The 17,674-nt window shown below is 54.0% G+C and carries 17 protein-coding genes; 10 read left to right on the forward strand and 7 right to left on the reverse strand.

Annotation, left to right across the window (positions count from 1 at the left end; genetic code table 11):
• Positions 1 to 131: 131 nt before the first annotated feature.
• Together VGJ94_07350 and VGJ94_07355 are read right to left on the reverse strand one after the other, a co-directional pair.
• Positions 132 to 848, reverse strand: coding sequence for a 4Fe-4S binding protein (locus VGJ94_07350; protein HEY3276421.1), 717 nt, complete (start codon positions 846 to 848; stop codon positions 132 to 134).
• 117 nt (positions 849 to 965) lie between these two features.
• Positions 966 to 1,322 (reverse strand): metalloregulator ArsR/SmtB family transcription factor, encoded by a 357-nt coding sequence (locus tag VGJ94_07355; protein HEY3276422.1) that lies wholly within the window; start codon positions 1,320 to 1,322, stop codon positions 966 to 968.
• Between the two features lie 291 nt (positions 1,323 to 1,613).
• On the opposite strand from VGJ94_07355, the gene VGJ94_07360 reads away from it, so the two are divergent.
• From VGJ94_07360 to VGJ94_07370, 3 genes are all read left to right on the forward strand, one after another.
• Positions 1,614 to 3,704 carry a S8 family serine peptidase gene (locus VGJ94_07360; GenBank protein HEY3276423.1) on the forward strand — a complete coding sequence of 697 codons (2,091 nt, stop codon included), beginning with the start codon at positions 1,614 to 1,616 and terminating at the stop codon, positions 3,702 to 3,704.
• Between the two features lie 153 nt (positions 3,705 to 3,857).
• On the forward strand, positions 3,858 to 4,100 hold the full coding sequence (locus VGJ94_07365; protein ID HEY3276424.1) for a hypothetical protein: 243 nt from the start codon (positions 3,858 to 3,860) through the stop codon (positions 4,098 to 4,100).
• Between the two features lie 399 nt (positions 4,101 to 4,499).
• Positions 4,500 to 5,144 carry a response regulator gene (locus VGJ94_07370; GenBank protein ID HEY3276425.1) on the forward strand — a complete coding sequence of 215 codons (645 nt, stop codon included), beginning with the start codon at positions 4,500 to 4,502 and terminating at the stop codon, positions 5,142 to 5,144.
• Between the two features lie 6 nt (positions 5,145 to 5,150).
• On the opposite strand, the gene VGJ94_07375 is transcribed toward VGJ94_07370, so the two are convergent.
• The 3 genes from VGJ94_07375 to VGJ94_07385 form a co-directional block, all read right to left on the reverse strand.
• Positions 5,151 to 6,005, reverse strand: a complete 855-nt coding sequence (locus VGJ94_07375; GenBank protein ID HEY3276426.1) for a methyltransferase domain-containing protein — start codon at positions 6,003 to 6,005, stop codon at positions 5,151 to 5,153.
• 44 nt (positions 6,006 to 6,049) lie between these two features.
• On the reverse strand, positions 6,050 to 6,463 hold the full coding sequence (locus VGJ94_07380; GenBank protein ID HEY3276427.1) for a hypothetical protein: 414 nt from the start codon (positions 6,461 to 6,463) through the stop codon (positions 6,050 to 6,052).
• Positions 6,464 to 6,566: 103 nt separating this feature from the next.
• Complete coding sequence (locus tag VGJ94_07385; protein ID HEY3276428.1) at positions 6,567 to 7,709, reverse strand: DUF748 domain-containing protein; 1,143 nt, start codon at positions 7,707 to 7,709, stop codon at positions 6,567 to 6,569.
• Between the two features lie 164 nt (positions 7,710 to 7,873).
• Here VGJ94_07385 and VGJ94_07390 point away from each other — a divergent pair, with 164 nt between their 5' ends.
• From VGJ94_07390 to VGJ94_07410, 5 genes are all read left to right on the forward strand, one after another.
• Positions 7,874 to 8,338, forward strand: coding sequence for a thioesterase family protein (locus tag VGJ94_07390; protein HEY3276429.1), 465 nt, complete (start codon positions 7,874 to 7,876; stop codon positions 8,336 to 8,338).
• 315 nt (positions 8,339 to 8,653) lie between these two features.
• Positions 8,654 to 10,069 (forward strand): phenylphosphate carboxylase subunit beta, encoded by a 1,416-nt coding sequence (gene ppcB / locus VGJ94_07395; GenBank protein ID HEY3276430.1) that lies wholly within the window; start codon positions 8,654 to 8,656, stop codon positions 10,067 to 10,069.
• Between the two features lie 203 nt (positions 10,070 to 10,272).
• Positions 10,273 to 13,083 (forward strand): PAS domain S-box protein, encoded by a 2,811-nt coding sequence (locus VGJ94_07400; GenBank protein ID HEY3276431.1) that lies wholly within the window; start codon positions 10,273 to 10,275, stop codon positions 13,081 to 13,083.
• Positions 13,080 to 13,397: a DUF2007 domain-containing protein gene (locus tag VGJ94_07405; protein ID HEY3276432.1), complete on the forward strand. Its 318-nt coding sequence runs from the start codon at positions 13,080 to 13,082 to the stop codon at positions 13,395 to 13,397. The genes VGJ94_07400 and VGJ94_07405 overlap by 4 nt, the downstream gene beginning before the upstream one ends.
• A 123-nt stretch (positions 13,398 to 13,520) precedes the next feature.
• Positions 13,521 to 13,955 carry a hypothetical protein gene (locus VGJ94_07410; GenBank protein HEY3276433.1) on the forward strand — a complete coding sequence of 145 codons (435 nt, stop codon included), beginning with the start codon at positions 13,521 to 13,523 and terminating at the stop codon, positions 13,953 to 13,955.
• 273 nt (positions 13,956 to 14,228) lie between these two features.
• Here the strand turns inward: VGJ94_07410 and ahcY are convergent, their stop codons facing one another.
• Together ahcY and VGJ94_07420 are read right to left on the reverse strand one after the other, a co-directional pair.
• Positions 14,229 to 15,653, reverse strand: a complete 1,425-nt coding sequence (gene ahcY / locus VGJ94_07415; protein ID HEY3276434.1) for an adenosylhomocysteinase — start codon at positions 15,651 to 15,653, stop codon at positions 14,229 to 14,231.
• Between the two features lie 22 nt (positions 15,654 to 15,675).
• The gene (locus VGJ94_07420; GenBank protein ID HEY3276435.1) at positions 15,676 to 16,593 is read right to left on the reverse strand and encodes a metalloregulator ArsR/SmtB family transcription factor; all 918 of its coding nucleotides are present in this window, start codon (positions 16,591 to 16,593) and stop codon (positions 15,676 to 15,678) included.
• 241 nt (positions 16,594 to 16,834) lie between these two features.
• On the opposite strand from VGJ94_07420, the gene VGJ94_07425 reads away from it, so the two are divergent.
• On the forward strand, positions 16,835 to 17,344 hold the full coding sequence (locus VGJ94_07425; GenBank protein ID HEY3276436.1) for a type 1 glutamine amidotransferase domain-containing protein: 510 nt from the start codon (positions 16,835 to 16,837) through the stop codon (positions 17,342 to 17,344).
• 94 nt (positions 17,345 to 17,438) lie between these two features.
• Positions 17,439 to 17,654, forward strand: a complete 216-nt coding sequence (locus tag VGJ94_07430) for a hypothetical protein (protein HEY3276437.1) — start codon at positions 17,439 to 17,441, stop codon at positions 17,652 to 17,654.
• The last annotated feature ends 20 nt before the right edge of the window (positions 17,655 to 17,674 follow it).

The following is a 17,674-nucleotide window of genomic DNA, read 5'->3' on the forward strand; positions in this document are numbered from 1 at the left end:
ATCTAATATCTAATATCTAATATCTAATATCTAAACAAAATAACGACTTTCCTCGGTGAAGTTGCAGTCTATTTTTTCAATTTCTTCAGTTTTTTTCACTAACGACTAGAGACTAGCGACTAGCGACTGCCTTACTTAAACGTCAGCGCACTTTTGGGGCAGGTGGCGACGCAGAGGCCGCATTTCAGGCAGTCTCCTTGGCCTTCCATGCCGGTTGTCTCCCTGGAGTACGGAGACAGTTGCATGGGACATGACTTTGCGCAGGCGTTACATTCCACACATTTCTCCTCGTCGAACGCCAGCGGATACTTGTTCCTGCCTACCCAGTTTGACATGGTGCCTATGGGGCATATGTAGCACCATGCCCGCTGATGGACTGCCAGGGCCAAAATTACTCCTAAAGCCGTCGTAATGGTGAGGAGGACCATGAAGAAACCGCCTATTCCGGTGAAGTCGGGCCACAATCTCGTGATCTGGAATCCGAGCATGGCCAAAAGAAAGGTAAGTACCCCTATCCTCAGGGGTAAGCCCCGGAGCCATACGGGAATCCTCCTGCCGGGGCTGATACACTTCATGTATCCATCGGCAAAGGAGCCCCTCGGGCAGTACCAGTTGCACCATTTTCTTCCCTTGAAGAAGGCCATACCCACGCCCGCCGCCATACATAGGGGAATGAAATAACCGATAAGGGGAAAGATCCAGCCCAGCCCGAGAAGAACCAGGAAAAGAGCCCCCATGACAACCTGCTTCCCCTTCCTCGTTTTCTTTATTCGTGCCGTCCCCCTGTCTCCCGGTTTTGTCCGCGGACCTTGCGCGCCATCGCTCTTCCGGAATGTTTGATCTTCCATTCTATTTATTCCTTTCTGAATAGCCGGCCCCATCATGTGCCTCCCCATATTACCTCTTTTATTTACCTGTTTCGCAACAATGCAACTTTATGATAAAAAAAGGGAGATCCAAACCTGTCAGCCATTCTCCCCGTCTGTTCTGTGCTGAAGCGCCCTGGCGATCCCATCTTTTTCTCTAAGCGAATCGAGCAGTACGTCGCGCATTATTCCGCAGGCCTCCGTAATTTTTGGGACGGCGAGCTTATAGTACACCGCGAGCCCTTCCCTTCTCGATGTGACTATGCCTTTTTGTCTCAATATCGTGAGATGCTGGGAGAGATTCGCCTTGCTTATACCCATCGCTTTTATTATGTCCCCCACGGCCATCTCTCCGTCTTTCAGGAGGTGGAGGATGAAGAGTCTCTTCGGGTTCGCGAGGGTCTGACATATTTCCGATTGGAGCTCAAAAACCTTCATATCTCTGCTCGAAACCATAAGGACCTCTTCGTTCACTTGTTTCTAAATACCTAAACCAGTATAATATCCAAACAGTCGGGTGTCAAGCCTTTTGCGCCTTACTGCGGGCTCCTTCCGGAAGACGGAGGATCGACGTGACCGGTCTCACAGAAAAAGGAAGAGGGGCTAAGATATATTGACACAGGTGCCGCGATAAGGGCATATTTATTGGCAATCAAATTGGTAAGAATTGCAACGCTTGCTATGAGGAGCTTTGGAAGCTTCGCACCTTCTGCCTGCAGATGCAGACAGAAATCAAGGAGAATGACAATGGGGAAAACTATTGGATGGATTAAGGTAGCGCTCCTTTCGTGCGCCTTTGTCGCGGCCTTTACTGCCGGTCATGGATGGGCACAGACGCAAAGGGAGGACAAAACGCTCGCGAAGTTTGCGAGTCCCGAGGCATATACCCGTTTGGCGGCAAAGGCCGCGAGCGCGGGCAGCGTCCGGACGCTGGTCCGGATTGAAGCTCCCTTTACTCCGGAGCTTTCCCTCAGCCAGACTGAAATGAATTCTCAACGTGCTGCCATGGCGGCGGCACAGAAAAGCCTTATTTCAGAGCTCGAAGGGATGGGCATAAAGACGGCGGAATCTTACCGCTATAAATATGTCCCTTATATATTATTAAGGGCGGACAAAACGGCCCTTGCAGCTCTTGCGGCCTCATCGCGCGTCGCGGCGATCGAAGAGGATGTGCTCTCCAAACCCATGGCCACGCCGGGATGGGATACTATCCAGGTAGAGGCGAACGTTCTCCATGCAGCGGGCCATACAGGCTCGGGGGCATATGTAGCGGTCCTCGATACGGGCGTGGATAAAACCCATCCTTATCTTGCTGGCGCGGTCGCATCGGAGGCGTGCTACTCTTCCAATAACGAGACCTACAACAGCACCTCTCTCTGCCCGGGTCAGGCGCCGGAATCAACGGCTGTCGATTCGGCGCTGCCCTATGGCACGGGCGTCTGCCCTGCGGGAGATTGTGATCATGGAACACACGTGTCCGGCACCGTGGCAGGCAGGAGCGGCATAGTCGGCAGCCCGGGACCCGGCATGGCTCCGGGTGCGTCACTTATTGCCGTTCAGGTATTCTCCCGCTTTGACAACGCGGGCGCATGCGGCGGAAGTCCGACATGCGCCCTATCCTTCTCTTCCGACCAGATCAAGGGCCTCGAGCGCGTCTATGAGCTGCGCAACGGCTTTAACATCGCCGCGGTAAATATGAGTCTGGGCGGCGGAGAGTATTTCAGCGCCGGTTCCTGCAATCGCGCGAACGGGGCCGTTAAAGCCGTGATCGATCTTTTGAGGGGGGTAGGCATTGCCTCGGTGATATCAAGCGGAAACAGCGGTTACTGCGGCTCCATGGGCTCTCCCGGCTGTATTTCCACCGCCGTAAGCGTGGGCGCCACGGACAGTGACGACCTGGTGGCCGACTACTCCAACAGCGCCTCGTTCCTGAGTATCCTCGCTCCGGGCTCGGCTATCACCTCTTCTGTTCCGGGCGGCACGTACGACTCGTGGAACGGCACTTCCATGGCAGCGCCCCATGTCGCGGGCGCCTGGGCGCTCATCAAGGCGGACCGGGCTGACGCCACGGTGACCGACGTCCTCAATGGTCTCGTTGCAACCGGGGTGAGCGTCAGGGATACGGGAAAATGTCCTTCCGTCACCAAGAAAAGGATCAACGTCTATGATGCGTATAACCGCCTCATTCCTCCGCCGGTTATCACCGTCTCCCCCATGACGGTCAATTTTGGCATTGTGAAAGAGGGTGTTCCCTCTGCCGCAAAAACAATTACCATCAAAAATACCGGTCCCATCCACTGTGCCCCGTTGAACGTGGACAGCATCACCGTGAGCCCCGCGGGCGAATTCACCCTGACCGGCGCCGCCTGTCCCCCCATTGAACGATTAGCCACCTGCACTTTTACCGCACAGGTTAATGCAACGGACTACGGCATCCGCACGGCCGATCTGACCATCGCCTCCGATGCTCCGAAGAAACCGGCGATCATCGTGAGACTCACCGCAAACGCCAAGGCGCCGGTGAGCTCCGTCACCCCCATTACCACGAATTTCGGCGTCATACCCATAGGAAGTCCGTCGGTAAAGGTGCTGAGGGTCAAGAATACGGGGATTTCAGACCTTGATATTGCAAGCATTGTCCCCGGCGGCGATGCGTCTTTTACGGTAGATAGCAGCGACTGCCCGGCCACTCTCACGCAAGGTCAGTCATGCGAGCTGGCGGCCACATTCACCCCCACCACGACCGACAACGTGATCGGTACCATTACCATTACGTCAAATGATCCCGATGCAAGACGGACCGTCATCATCGCTAACCTCAAAGGTAAAGGGCGGTAGGCAAGTTTGCCCGAAGTTTCAGGCGGCAGGGTTCCACGAGACCCTGCCGCCTTTTTATCCTCGAACGGGCCCTTCCCCCCCACGCCGCCTCACCGACCAAGGCCCTCCCCGGAGGGCCTTGCGCAATCGGGATAATTGTATTATAATAAATACATGACAAACAACGAAAAAAAGCTGGTTCATGAGTTTTCGGACGATGTTTTCAAGGGGTCCATGGTTCGCCAGGAGTATCCCAGATGTACTTGCGGAAAGATGTTTACGGCAAAGGAAATCGCGGATGCACCGGCGGTCTATTTTAGAGAGGTGGACGTATTGGGGAAGAAGTACACCCTGATCGAGCCTCTCTGTCCTGTGTGCAAACAGAGAATAGAAGCTCATTACCACATATTAAACTGAGGGGGCGGCCTTACGGCCGTCCCTGAAGCTCCTTTTTCTTCACTTTTATATATTTTCTTCCCCACCCTTCCCCATCGCTAAAGGTAATCGTCTATCTCTGGTATTTTGCGCCAATGGCCCACAATCCATCGTTGGGGACCCCTTTTTTGAACCTTCTTCCGGAGGTCAAATCTTTTTCTCGTCAAAGCCTTGACCTTCATCCCCTCCACCATTATATTTAATTTTGAAATAATAAAATACCGGGTGAGGGCACTTGCGGCACAGTTGTCTACCCGGGATATATTCGGGACGGGTCTTTTTGCGACCACCTCTTCGTCTTACTTGTTCTTCGCCTCTCCACGAGTAAGCCGGTGTTCAGCCCGCATTCCGCGACCCTATTGAACAGAAAAGGGGACGGCCTTGACAGACGGCATCAAAACACTGGTATGTGACGATGATCCCGAAGTTCTCCTGCTCATGGCTTCAGTACTGTCAAAAGCGGGATATCCGGTTGTAAAGGCGGCGACGGGCAGGGGATGCCTCGAGACGGTCTATGCCGAGCGACCCGGCCTGGTGTTGCTCGACGTGATGCTCCCCGACATGAGGGGCGACACGGTCTGCAGGAAAATCAAAAGCGATCATTCTCTGGAAGGCACCTTCGTGATCCTCACGTCGGGGATACAGGTTTCTTCCGACAATCAGGCAAAGGGGCTCCAGATCGGGGCGGACGGATACATCGTCAAACCCGTCTCGAATAAGGAGCTTGTCGCCCGCGTTCAAGCCATGGACCGCATAAAACGCGCGGAAGACGCCCTCCGGGAAAAAGAAAAACAGCAGGAAAAGCTGATTGCGGACCTCCAGGCGGCCCTTGCGGAAATCAAGACCCTGAAAGGATTCATCCCCATCTGCGCCTCGTGCAAGAAGATCAGGGACGACGAAGGGTATTGGAACCAGCTTGAGGCGTACCTGAGCAAGCATACCGATGCCATCTTCAGCCACGGCCTCTGCCCGGATTGTGCGGACAAGCTGAGGGACGAGGTCAGGCAGCGGATGAAGAACAAATGATCGTCCCTACCTCCGTGCCACTCCCTTAAAAAAGGTATAGCTGAATGTTCCGTCATTTCCGGCAGTCTTTTTGAGTTCTTCTATGCCCTCTTCCCACGCGGCCTTATCGATCATGCCGAGCCCCAGGGCCTGCTCCTTCACCCCTTCCACCATGGCGATAAAGGTATTCTTCGTAAACCCTTCCACCAGCCCCGGCATGCTTGAATCAACGTACACCACCCTGGGGGACACCTTGATTTCGGTAAAACCGGCGTGTGCCAGGAGCGGGTATAGTTGCCTGCCTATAAGTGAATTTCCCCCTGTTCCCGCCTGTATTCTTATAAGACATTCAATCGTTTTGCCTGCTTTTTCGCTTTCGGGATAAAAATAGGCAGAGCCGTGGTCCCCTTCGATCACCGTAATGGACCCTTCGGGCTTTAGAACCTTTCTCAGGCTCATGAGGGCCTCCAGGGGCCGGGAAAGGTGCTCCAGGACAAAACAGACGAAGATATGGTCGAAACTCTCTTCGTCAAAATTCAGGTTATAGATGTCCCCAGTCTCGAACCGGACATTGGGAAGACCTTCTCTTTCCGCCAGGGCGGCCGCTTTTTCAAGTGATCGGGGAGAGATATCGATTGAAATGAATTCGGCCCCGGGGCTTTTTTTCGCGAGGATCATTGTTTGTGCCCCCACACCGCATCCTGCTTCGAGGACCCTGGCGCCCCGGGGGTAAAAGGTATCGCCATGGAGGAGTTCCGTGAGGGTCGATGCCTGATCATGCAGCCTCTCCCGCTCCCGTTGTGAATACCCGTGCACGTATTGGTCCTGGTTCATAATGCCCCTTGCCTCCGCCGTCTCATGGGATCGTAAAAATTCGTTCAATGAGGGTGCGGTGATCTCCCGTCCTTCAAGAACATACGCCCTCCTTATTGGCACGGAACGAATTCGACGCCATCGGCGATTATGATGGGCATTCCATTACTATTCTGTTTGACGGAGAGATAGACCGGCTCCTGCATTACTCCGTTCGCCGTCACAAAAAGGGCATTGCCCTTGAGCTGCCAATTGCCGCCCGATGTCCTGTTCCGCTGGCTCGAGAAATTCCCGGCAACCCCGCTCGAATGGCCCTCATTTTTCGCACCGGTAGTATACCTCCCGTCCCTGAAAAACTGATAGCGGGTCGTGCTGCTGTAGCCCGTTGTTTTATTATATTTAAAAGAACACCACGGCGTTGTGGTGAGAAGGTCTGCCAACTGGCTCCTCTCCTGGGCCCATGCCGAAAATCCGCATAATAAAAGAACTGCCCCTCCCAAAAACGCATATCCGACCTTCCCCCTCATAACGCCTCTCCTCCCTTCCATCATTCGTGAAACAGTAATGGATAGGTTATATCATAATCCATTTTGGATAAAAACGAGTTTTCCGCGAAAGGTACCCTTCCCCTCATTTCGTAAAAATGTTCTTCAAACCCTTTTCTATCTCCTCTATATTCAATCCAAGGCCTTTAGCTCCCCCTGATCCCACGTCCACAAGAGACTGTCCTATATCCTTAAGAGAGAGTCCGAGTGTGCCGGCCAGGCCCTGGGAGAGGGTATTGATAAAGTTATCCCTGATATTCACTTTAGGGTTGTCAAGATCGCCCGTAAGGGTAAAATCTATCGGTATCCGGTTGCTGCTCTTCTTTAGAAATGCCACGACCTTGGAGAGCGGCACTCCCATGAATTGGTTTGTCACCCCCGGGCGGCTCGAAAAATCGAGGTCTTTGAGCACCGCCCTGCCCGGCGCGTGTAGCTTCCGTGAGACGATCTTCATACTGATGTCTACATCAAGGAAACCCCTCGTAATGTTGACATTCGAGTTCTTTTGAAAATAGGCCTTGAAGTTTGTGATATCGAGGTGCCTTACCTCGCCTTTGGCCTCCAAGTCCTTGGTTTTCATTTTAATTTTTCCATTGCTCTTCACCGCGCCCATCCCTGAGTTGCCCACTATATTCCCTGTTAATTCATAGGTCGTAAAGGCATCCGGAAAAGGAAGGGCAATGTCTTTCGCCTCGAGTCTGATGTCCCTGACCCTGGTGAGTACCGGCGTAGGGGCCGTCTTCCGGTCGAGATAATCGATCTCCCCCTCCTCGATATGCAAACGGGTGATGGAGAGAGGGTTGGCAGCGCTGATCTCAGATTCTCCTTTCCCTCCCCGACCTTCCCGGGTGATCCCCGGAGGAAGAGCGGGGCTTATCAGGACGCCGCTGCGGTCCGTCTCCACCCGCACATGGACCCCTTTAAGGGTCAGATTGGAAATGACATATTCCTTCCGGAGGAATTGCAGAAAATCGGCCCTCGCCGAGAGGCTGTCTATCCGCACTGTATCTTTGCCTTCCCTGTTCTTCATTTTTATGCCCGTCGCCTTTACATGGCCCCATGTAAGGTCGATACGGTCGATCGAAAATGCCTTTCCGAGCCTTCGCTCGAGCTCTCCCTTGATCATCCGGTTCCCATATTTCAGGAGAACGACACTGCTCGCGGCGAGGACCAGCAGGATGACAGCCGCTACAACAAGGATGATCCCGGCGAACCTCCTCTTAGCCATGACATTGGCCTCCTTTTCCCCCATCTCTAATATACGTCTTCAGTGGAAAAAAAGGAGGTCCTTCGCTTATCCGGCAAAAAGAGAAAAACCCGTTGCAGTTTATTCCCATGGAAAGGTATTATTCAGCAGTTCAAAAAGGGGCCTGTCGGCGCCGGGGAGGAATAATGGAGAAGAACCACGATGATGTCCTGTTTGCGGCCATTAACGACATATTCGACCGCAAGATCCCGTTCAATCAAGTCCTCGGTTTGAAAGTCGATACGATCGGTTATGACACCGTAAAGGTTGCATTCGGGATGAGGGAAGAGCTGATCGGAAATTACCTGCGCGGTACCCTCCACGGAGGGGTCATTTCTTCGGTAATCGACGTCACCGGCGGCCTGGCGGCCTTTATGGGCATCCAGAAAAAGATGCCGGGAGCGGCCCTGGAGACGAAGCTCGCCAGGTTCGGAAGACTGAGCACCATCGACCTTCGTGTCGATTTCCTCCGCCCCGGCACAGGGAAACGCTTCGTCTCCACGGGCTATACGCTGAGAACGGGAAACAAGGTTGCCGTGACCAGGATCGAGCTCCATAACGACCTCGACGAGCTCGTTGCCGTGGGAACCGGCTCATATGTGGTGGCATAAACAGATTACCGGTTATAGAACAAAATATCTCAAATGGGTTGGCCACAGAGGATAAGGATCACCTGGTCGAGCTGCCGGATCGCCCTGTGAATCTGTCCGGCCCCTGCACCCTGTTCGGCGCCCGCCCCATGATCTCGCTCACCATCTTCGCAGTCTTTTCGGATCGCGCTACAAGTAAAGCTTCTGCACCATAACAAATTATGATGGAATAACAGTAACTTCCGATAGTCAGAGACATTTCTGTCTGGTATAATCGAATTATAGTCCGGAGTCGGAATACATCGGTTATCTCATTTTTTCGGGAGGGAGAAACAGATGGATTTGAGGGATTTCATCGATCTGTGCGAGAAGGAGGGACAACTCCGGAGGATAAGGACCGAGGTGGATTGGGACCTCGAGGTTTCCCACATCTCTAAACTTGTCGAAGAGAAAGGAGGTCCGGCCCTCTTATTCGAACACGTGAAGGGGTATGAGAGCCCGCTCTTCATGGGCGCCTTCGCTACCACCCAAAGGCTGGGCCTCATGCTCGGCAAAGGCCCCGGCCTTTCCATGGTAGAGCTTTCGGGGGCGTGGGTGAATATGGCCGTACAGGACCTCGTGCCCGCGCAGGAACGGGAGGAAGGCCCCATCTTCGAGAATATCCTCGACGGGGAAAAGGCCGATGTCCTGGCCTTCCCCTCGCCCAGATTCTACGAGCTGGACGGCGGACGCTACTTCGGCACCACGGTTTTTCTCGTGATGGAGGACCCGGAGACCGGCGCCGTCAACCTTGGCACCTACAGAATGCAGGTGCTCGACTCAAAAACGGTAGGCGTTCAGATCCTGAAGGGGAAAAGGGGCGGCGTGATACTTGAAAAGTACCGGAAGATGGGCCGGAAGATGCCAGCAGCCGCCATCATCGGAGGAGACCCCCTGCTTCTCCTTGGGGGGGCCGCCATGGTGGCCGGGGCAAGCGAATACGACGTGGTGGGGTCCCTCAGGGGGGCGCCGGTAAATATCGTCAGGGGCCGTCTCAGCGGCCTTCCCATTCCGGCCGATGCGGAAATCGTGCTTGAGGGAGAGATCGACCCGGAGCGTCTGAGAGAGGAAGGGCCCTTCGGCGAGTTTATCGGCTATTATACTGATGAGATCCTAAAGCCGATTCCCAAGCCGGCTCTCGAAGTAAAGCGTATCTATCACAGGAATAATCCCGTCCTTTGGGAGACAAGCGCGGGAAGGCCGGTCACGGACGTGCATATGCTCCTCTCTTTCACGCAAAGCGCCACGTTATGGACGGAACTCACGAGGATGGAGATCCCGGGGATCAAGTCCGTCTACATGCCCCCCGAGGCGGCAGGAAGGTTCTGGACGATTGTAAGTGTGGAGCAGTTGTATCCGGGTCATGCGGAACAGGTAGCTCAGGCGATAGTCGCCACCAACACGGCCTCCTACTGCTGTAAGGGCATCATAATAGTAGACCACGATATCGCAGCCGACGACTTGAGCCGCGTATGGTGGGCCCTGGGCGCCAGGTTCAATCCGGCCCGGGGAACCCAGATCATCAATCGCGGCAGGGCGACCCCCCTCGACCCCGCCCTGGAGCCGGGCAGCGACAAGTCCATAACCTCCCGGATCATACTGAATGCCACAATACCGTACGAGTGGAAGGAGAAGCTGACAGAGATAAAGCTGACAGAGAGCGTGTTGGAGAAGATAAGGGCAAGGTGGACGGAATACGGAATAGAACGGTAAGGTGTGAATCAATGCAAAGCTGTTCGCTTTAACCATCGACACGGGTTAATTCACATTTAATGTCCGACAGTTTATCTCAGTCAAGGCTGACCCCCGTGGGGACATAACACACGGAAAGCCGGCCGATTGACATTTCTGCATACAGGCAATAGTATCTTTCCATGTTCTAATCAGTTTACCCTTATTTATCACCACTACAGGTTATGAATGATTCGTCAAGGACGAACTCAGAGCTAATAGAAGAGATATCGACCCTAAGAAAGAGAATTCGGGAACTGGAACGATCGGGGACCGGGCGCGCAGGGGGAGAGGAGGGACTGAGATTATCCCCCCCACAACTCCGGCTGCTCATTGACGCCGGTCCTGACTTTTTTTTCCTGAAGGATCTCGATCTGCGGTACCAGCTGGTCAACTCCTCAATTGTGCGATTCTTCGGTCGCGATGAGGAGGACATCCTGGGCAGGACCGATGGTGATCTTATGCCCCCGGAGGCCGCTGCAACGTGCCGGGAGAGCGACAGGTTGGCCATTCGTGAGAAGAGGCTCGTCGTCACTATAGAGCCCGTCGGGGAGAGGTTCTATGAGACTTACAAATCCCCTGTAATTCTGGCCGGTAAGACTGTCGGGATAGCCGGAATTGTCCGTGACGTCACAGACCGCACGCGGGCGGAGTCTTTGCTCAAAGAGAGCGAGGAAAAATACCGCAGTCTGACGGAAACTATCAGTGATGTCATCTATGAGCTCGACGACCGGGGCACGATTACCTATATCAGTCCGGTTATTACGGACATCATGGGATACGAGCCTGCTGATCTCGTGGGAAAACATTTTACCGACTTTGTACACAAAGATGACCGCGGCCGACTGGCGGGCAGGTTTTCCGAGCTCATGAAAGGGATTGAGTACCCTTCCGACTACAGAGTCATCGACAAATCAGGCCATGTCCGGTGGGTGCGGACAAAGACCAGGCCCGTCATGAAAGGGGACAGGGTCTCCGGCGCCCGCGGCACCATGATGGATATCACCGAGCGCAAGAGCGCGGAAGAGGCTTTGCGCACGAGTCAGTTCCGGTTAGCTCAAACAATGGACCTCGCCCGCATCGTCTATTGGGAATTTGATCCTGTGGCCGAAACTTTCATTTTCAATGATCCCTTCTATTCATTTTATGGGACGACCGCGGACCGGGAAGGAGGTTACCGGATGACCGCGGAGGCATATTCCGCAAGGTTCGTACACCCCGACGATATTCCGCTCTTCCGGCAAGGCAGGCAGGACCGCCTGCTGAACAAGGCCCGGGAGTACTTTTACGAATACGAGCACCGGATTATCCGCAGGGACGGAGTGGTACGCCAGATCCTGGCTCGAATAAGAGCCAGCAGGGATGCCGCAGGACGCACCCTGCGGCTCTATGGCGCAAACCAGGATATTACAGAGCGCAAGGAAGCCGAGGCGGCATTGCGGGAAAGCGAAGAACGTTTTCGGACGGTATTCGATGAAAGCCCCGTCGGCATAGTCATGGTGGGTTCCGACTATCGTTTTATCAGGTCCAATGCGGCCTTTTGCGCCATGATTGGATATACGGAACAGGAACTGACCTCCCGCGCCGTCCAGGACATCATTCATCCCGAGCATATAGCCGAGGACAGACGAAATAGCGATATGCTCCTGAAAGGGGAGATTCGCGTCTATCGTACCGAGAAGCGCTACATCCGGAAGGATAACGAAATTGTGTGGGGGTCTTCGACGGTCAGCACGATTCATGACAAGGACCGCCGCTTTCTTTACTTCCTTTCCATGGTCGAAGACATAACCCAGCGTAAGCAGGCAGAAGAGCAAAAAGCTGAACTTGAGTCGCGCCTCCTTCAGGCCCAGAAGATGGAGGCAATCGGCACGCTGGCCGGCGGCATTGCCCATGACTTCAACAACATTCTTGCAGGCATTATCGGTTTTACGGAGATGGCACTCGACGATCTCCCCCCTGAGGTCCCGTCACGCAGACACCTGGGGCTCGTGCTCAAGAGCGGGCTGAGGGGTCGTGACCTCGTAAGACAGATCCTCGCATTCAGCCGCAAAACCGGATATGAGAGAAGTCCCGTGTCCGTGTCATCCATCGTCAACGAAACAATAAAATTGCTCAGGGCCTCTTTGCCTGCAGCGGTTCAGATCACGGTGGATAACGCCTCCACGTCCGATATAGTCTTCGCAAATCCCACCGAGATTCAGCAAATCGTAATGAATCTCTGCACCAATGCGGCACATGCCATGAGGGAAAGGGGCGGCCGGCTCCGCATCACCCTCGCCGATTTTGAGGTCGAACCCGACTCTTCCCTTGGATCCACCCTCGCTGCGGGAGCCTACGTGCTCCTTGCCGTGAAAGATACAGGCACAGGCATCGATGCGAAAGTGGTGAAGAAGATATTCGAGCCATTCTTTACCACCAAAAAACCGGGCCAGGGGACCGGCATGGGGCTCGCCGTAGTCTATGGGATAGTGAAGAGCCTGGGGGGCGACATATCCGTCAAAAGCTCGCGGAAAACAGGGACCCTCTTTCACGTACTCCTCCCCAAGGTGGAACGTGGGACCTCATCCGGGCATCAGGTCGAGGAGATCCCGAGGGGCTCTGAACGCATCCTCTTCGTCGACGATGAGAATACCCTTGCGAAACTGGGTAAAGCAGCGCTGGAAAAACTCGGTTACCGGGTCACCGCAATGACGGACAGCATAAAAGCACTAAAAATCTTTTCCAAAAATCCTTCCCGGTTCGACCTGGTGATCACGGACCAGACGATGCCCGATATGCAGGGCCTCAACCTTGCCGAAGAACTCCTCAGGATACGACCGAACATTCCCATTATCCTCTGCACGGGCCACAGCGATGCCGTCTCCCCTGAAATAGCGAAGAAGGCAGGGATCAGCGGGTTCCTCATGAAGCCGATTGCCAAACGCGAGATGGCAGAGGCGATTCGCCGGGTGCTGGATCCATCGGGGAAAAGCAAGAAAGGGGACGTGAGATGAAAACGGTCTACAGTGCATCTAATATCGCCCTTGTGAGTATATTTCAGAATATTCTGGAGGAACACGGGATCAGGTGCTGGACGAAAAATGAGTTTCTCCTTGCGGGAATCGGTGAAATTCCGCCCATCGAATGCTGGCCTCAGCTTTGCGTCGATGATGAGGATTTTCCGGAGGCACAACGCATCGTTGACGAGGCGCTCTCGGAAAAAGAGCTGCCTTCCTGGAAATGTGATTCTTGTGGCGAGGAGATAGAGGGGCAATTTGCCGAGTGCTGGAATTGCGGCAAGGGTCGTCTTCCTTCGTCGGATCGGTAACCCTGCCATGTTGCTGCCGCATGTTCCTTTTTCCCCATAGCCACTTTCTTCGCTTGATTTCTTGTAAATACTCCTGCGCGAGCGTAATCAAATGCCTTATATTCCACTAAGGAGGGCTTGACCATGGACGAAAAAGGTTTGACCATGCTGCAGCGGTTGGCAATCTGTTTCGTAGCGGGGGTTATAGGTGCACTGGCCGTAGTCCTTTTCGGCCGCGTCCTGTTTGAGTCCGGGATTAGCGCGCAATTCGGGGTAAAGGCGCCCATATCCATGAAACCGCCTGATCTTTACAGGCCCCTGTTCTGGGGAGGATTATGGGGCATTCTATTCGGAGTTTTTGTTAAGACCGCCTGGAAGCGGCTCTACCTCTTCGGTCTTCTCTACTTCCTCGCCCCGGTGCTGGCGCTGTACCTGATCTTCCTGCCCATGAGAGGCGCGGGGCTTTTCGGACTGAACCAGGGTGGGCCGATTTTCACAGCTTACCTGTTGCTGGTGAATCTACCCTATGGGATAGTTACCGCTTTGGCGGCAAGGGCAATAATAGGGAAGACACCCTGAAGGAGATATCCTTTCTTCAGTCCCATCGCCGGAAATACCTTACATTGGTTATCGACCGAAAGGGGACGGGCCGAATTCCCATGAGACAGGACGCCTATGACCCTCACGCAGAAAAGGCCGGAAGAGATTCCAACCCTTTCTGCGGACTGACAAGACGCATAATTTGGCACAACAGATATCTCCGGCCGGCCATCATTTCGTATCATGATGGACGGCCGTGCATCGAGAACAGCGAGCTTTCTTAATAACCTTCCCAAAAATCAATAATAGATTTTAATATCTATAATGATCAGCCTTGTAGGGTCCCTCGATCTCTATACCGAGATAATCGGCCTGTTTCTTCGTAAGAGTGGTAAGTTTCGCATTGACCCGTGAAAGATGGAGTCGTGCGACTTCCTCATCGAGTGACTTCGGAAGAACATAGACTTTTGTTTCAAGCCCGCCCTTCGAAAGCATGATCTGCGCAAGGGTCTGGTTCGTGAATGAGTTCGACATCACGAACGATGGATGACCTGTCGCGCAGCCGAGGTTCACGAGACGCCCTTCGGCGAGCACCACGATCGTGCGGCCTGAGTTGACGGTCCATTTATCGACCTGAGGCTTCACATTTTCACGTGTGCACTTTGAGTTGTTTTCAAGGTAGCTCATCTCGATCTCACTGTCGAAGTGACCGATGTTGCAGATGATCGCCTGATGTTTCATCATCTCCATGTGTGTACCGGTGATCACATGCTCGCAACCCGTTGCGGTCACGAAAATATCCGCGACAGGAGCCGCATCTTCCATGGTAACCACACGGTATCCTTCCATCGCAGCCTGGAGCGCGCAGATAGGATCAATCTCGGTGACGAGCACGGTCGCGCCCATACCGCGCAGCGCCTGTGCGCAGCCCTTGCCGACATCACCGTATCCGGCGATAACGCAGGTCTTGCCCGCAATCATGATGTCCGTCGCGCGCTTGATCCCGTCAATCAGGGATTCACGGCAGCCGTAGAGGTTGTCGAACTTCGATTTCGTCACCGAGTCGTTCACGTTGATTGCCGGGAAGAGAAGCTCTCCACGATCCTGAAGCTGATAGAGGCGGTGAACGCCGGTGGTCGTCTCCTCGGACACGCCCTTGACCTTCTTCGCGATATTCGTCCACTTGGTTTTATTGAGTTCATACGAATCGGCAAGACGATCCATGATGATCTGGAATTCCTTGTTGTCAAATTTCTTCGAGAGGACGGCCGGATCCTTTTCAGCCTTGGCCCCTTCATGAATCATGAGCGTCGCGTCCCCGCCGTCATCGACGATCATATCAGGGCCTGAGCCATCGGGCCATGTGAGCATCTGCTCGGTGCACCACCAGTAGTCCTCGAGCGATTCGCCCTTCCATGCAAACACTTTTGCGGTACCCGCGGCAGCAATCGCGGCAGCGGCCTCGTCCTGGGTAGAAAAGATATTGCACGACGCCCAGCGGATATCGGCGCCGAGGGCAAAGAGAGTTTCGATAAGCATTGCGGTCTCGATAGTCATGTGAAGCGAGCCCGCTATCTTGAGCCCCTTGAAGGGTTTTTCTTTCCCGTATTTTTCGCGCGCGGCCATGAGTCCGGGCATTTCATTTTCAGCGAGTACAAGTTGTTTTCTCCCGAGTTCCGCGAGCCCGATGTCCTTCACCTTATATGGGAGTGAAAGGTCAAGTTCTTTTGTTTTCATTATATTCTCCTTTAGACTGAATTTATTTAATCGCTGTCGAAACCACGAGGGCAAGACCGTTTGCAAGTTTGAACTGTGTATCCTCGCAGAATGAAAATCCGGCATGAGAAAGCCATGACGCGAGTTCTTTCTTCGAAAGCCCCAGTCGCAGGTCATGCTGCTCATTGCGGAGTTTTTCGCTATTATGCGCGTCGAGATCGGCAATTATCACTTTGCCCTCTTTTTTTAATACACGGGCAAATTCAGAAAGGGCGCGCCCGGGATCTGAAAGATGATGGAGAACAAGCACGGCAAGTACCGTGGACACCTCATTGTCGCGCAGAGGAAGGTGTTCGCATTCACCGATACGGAAATCACCAGGCACGGCAGAACCCTGCGCGCGTTTTCGCGCGGCGTCGATCATTTTCGGCGAGGCGTCAACCCCGATGACGCTCAGTCCTTTTTGAAGCATCATCTCCGCGAGCGTGCCATTTCCGCATCCGATATCGGCGACAGGACCGTTCCCGATATATTTAAGTATCTCCCGGTCGAGATCGAAGCCGCCGAGAATATCGTAACGGTGAGTGTTCCAGTCGCGTGCGACCGCGTTGAAATAGCCGAGCGTCTTTTTCGAACGCCGCGCGATCATCTCGTGCCCCTTCGCCCGGTCAATCTTCGTCTCATCGGATTCAAGAAGAACCTTCAGATAGGGCTGTACCATCTCTCTTACTCCACCGGTTTTTACGGTGATATAGAAGGACCAGAGCCCGTCTTTCCTGCACTCGAGAATACCGCACCCGGCGAGTATCCCGAGATGTCTCGACATCCCCGATTGCCCGGAGCCTATCACCTCGGTGATCTCTTTTACCGAAAGCTCGATTCCTTCAAGGAGAGCGAAAATCCGCAGTCTGGTCTGATCCGCGAGGGCCTTGGCGATATCGATACAGGCATCAAAAGTCATATCAATATATCAAGATATATTGATGCTATTGTCAAGTATTATTAATTTTCCGACAATTCTTGTTTACCGGTAGAAGTATATAATATTTAATTATTCCCTATGGTTGTGATCCGGCACCCGTCAGGAATAGGGCCGGATGTTGAGTGATCAGGCCGCGCCATTCTCCCCGCCCCTCGCCTTGACACCGCTCACGGACCTGCTTAATTTCCACGTAGAAATACGATTTAGCCGGAGGTGTGCTATGGCGAAGATTGCGGTGATCATTGCCGACATGTTTGAGGATTCCGAGTATACGGAGCCTGCCCGCGCATTTAAAGAGGCGGGGCATGCGCTTATCCATATCGGCCTTAGCGCGGGTGCCACGGTGAAGGGCAAGGCCAAGGGCACGCCCGTGGTTGTGGACAAAGCGGTGGAGGAGGTCTCCGTCTCCGACTTCGATGCCCTTCTCATACCGGGGGGCTATTCCCCGGACAAGCTCCGCGGCTTTCATGAGCCGGTTGCCTTCACGAAAGAGTTCGTCGACAGCGGAAAACCCGTATTCGTCATCTGTCACGGACCACAACTCCTTATTTCCGCTAAAGTCCTTTCCGGCCGTAAGATCACGGGATGGAGATCGGTAGCCCAGGACATCGTCAACGCGGGGGCGGAGTTCATCGATCGGGAGCTCGTAGAGGACGGCAACCTCATTTCGAGCCGGAGCCCGGACGACCTGCCTGCCTTTATTTCCGCTTCCCTCAAGCGGCTGAAATAGGTAACCATCTTCTCCCTGCTCCGCTCCTCTTTTTCCGGATGACTTACCTCCCGGAATCGGGTAGAATTGGAGAATCGATTTCCGGGAGGTTCTCATGAAAGCTGCAAGGCCCGTCCTCGCCCTCTCCTTCGCCGCCGCTGCCGTCTTATTTCCGGCCGGCGTCCCGTGGGCATTCAATGAGGGCGATCTCAAGAAACTGATCTCCATAAAAGAATACCCCGGCTGCCATCTGACCGTCGCCCCCCTTTCCGGGGCCGACCTGCGGGGCGCGAACCTTCGGGATGTAATGATGGGACACCAGGGGATTTAATGGCCGACGACGACCTTTCG

The organism is Syntrophorhabdaceae bacterium, assembly GCA_036504895.1.
In the GTDB taxonomy this organism is placed as follows: domain Bacteria; phylum Desulfobacterota; class Syntrophorhabdia; order Syntrophorhabdales; family Syntrophorhabdaceae; genus PNOM01.

Excerpts from the sequence above, each read along its gene's own strand:
- ahcY (HEY3276434.1), bottom strand. The coding sequence starts at position 15,653 with ATGAAAACAAAAGAACTTGACCTTTCACTCCCATATAAGGTGAAGGAC.
- VGJ94_07420 (HEY3276435.1), bottom strand. The coding sequence starts at position 16,593 with ATGACTTTTGATGCCTGTATCGATATCGCCAAGGCCCTCGCGGATCAG.
- VGJ94_07380 (HEY3276427.1), bottom strand. The coding sequence starts at position 6,463 with ATGAGGGGGAAGGTCGGATATGCGTTTTTGGGAGGGGCAGTTCTTTTA.
- VGJ94_07355 (HEY3276422.1), bottom strand. The coding sequence starts at position 1,322 with ATGGTTTCGAGCAGAGATATGAAGGTTTTTGAGCTCCAATCGGAAATA.
- VGJ94_07390 (HEY3276429.1), top strand. The coding sequence starts at position 7,874 with ATGGAGAAGAACCACGATGATGTCCTGTTTGCGGCCATTAACGACATA.
- VGJ94_07365 (HEY3276424.1), top strand. The coding sequence starts at position 3,858 with ATGACAAACAACGAAAAAAAGCTGGTTCATGAGTTTTCGGACGATGTT.
- VGJ94_07400 (HEY3276431.1), top strand. The coding sequence starts at position 10,273 with ATGAATGATTCGTCAAGGACGAACTCAGAGCTAATAGAAGAGATATCG.
- VGJ94_07385 (HEY3276428.1), bottom strand. The coding sequence starts at position 7,709 with ATGGCTAAGAGGAGGTTCGCCGGGATCATCCTTGTTGTAGCGGCTGTC.
- VGJ94_07410 (HEY3276433.1), top strand. The coding sequence starts at position 13,521 with ATGGACGAAAAAGGTTTGACCATGCTGCAGCGGTTGGCAATCTGTTTC.
- VGJ94_07405 (HEY3276432.1), top strand. The coding sequence starts at position 13,080 with ATGAAAACGGTCTACAGTGCATCTAATATCGCCCTTGTGAGTATATTT.
- VGJ94_07360 (HEY3276423.1), top strand. The coding sequence starts at position 1,614 with ATGGGGAAAACTATTGGATGGATTAAGGTAGCGCTCCTTTCGTGCGCC.
- VGJ94_07425 (HEY3276436.1), top strand. The coding sequence starts at position 16,835 with ATGGCGAAGATTGCGGTGATCATTGCCGACATGTTTGAGGATTCCGAG.
- VGJ94_07350 (HEY3276421.1), bottom strand. The coding sequence starts at position 848 with ATGGAAGATCAAACATTCCGGAAGAGCGATGGCGCGCAAGGTCCGCGG.
- ppcB (HEY3276430.1), top strand. The coding sequence starts at position 8,654 with ATGGATTTGAGGGATTTCATCGATCTGTGCGAGAAGGAGGGACAACTC.
- VGJ94_07430 (HEY3276437.1), top strand. The coding sequence starts at position 17,439 with ATGAAAGCTGCAAGGCCCGTCCTCGCCCTCTCCTTCGCCGCCGCTGCC.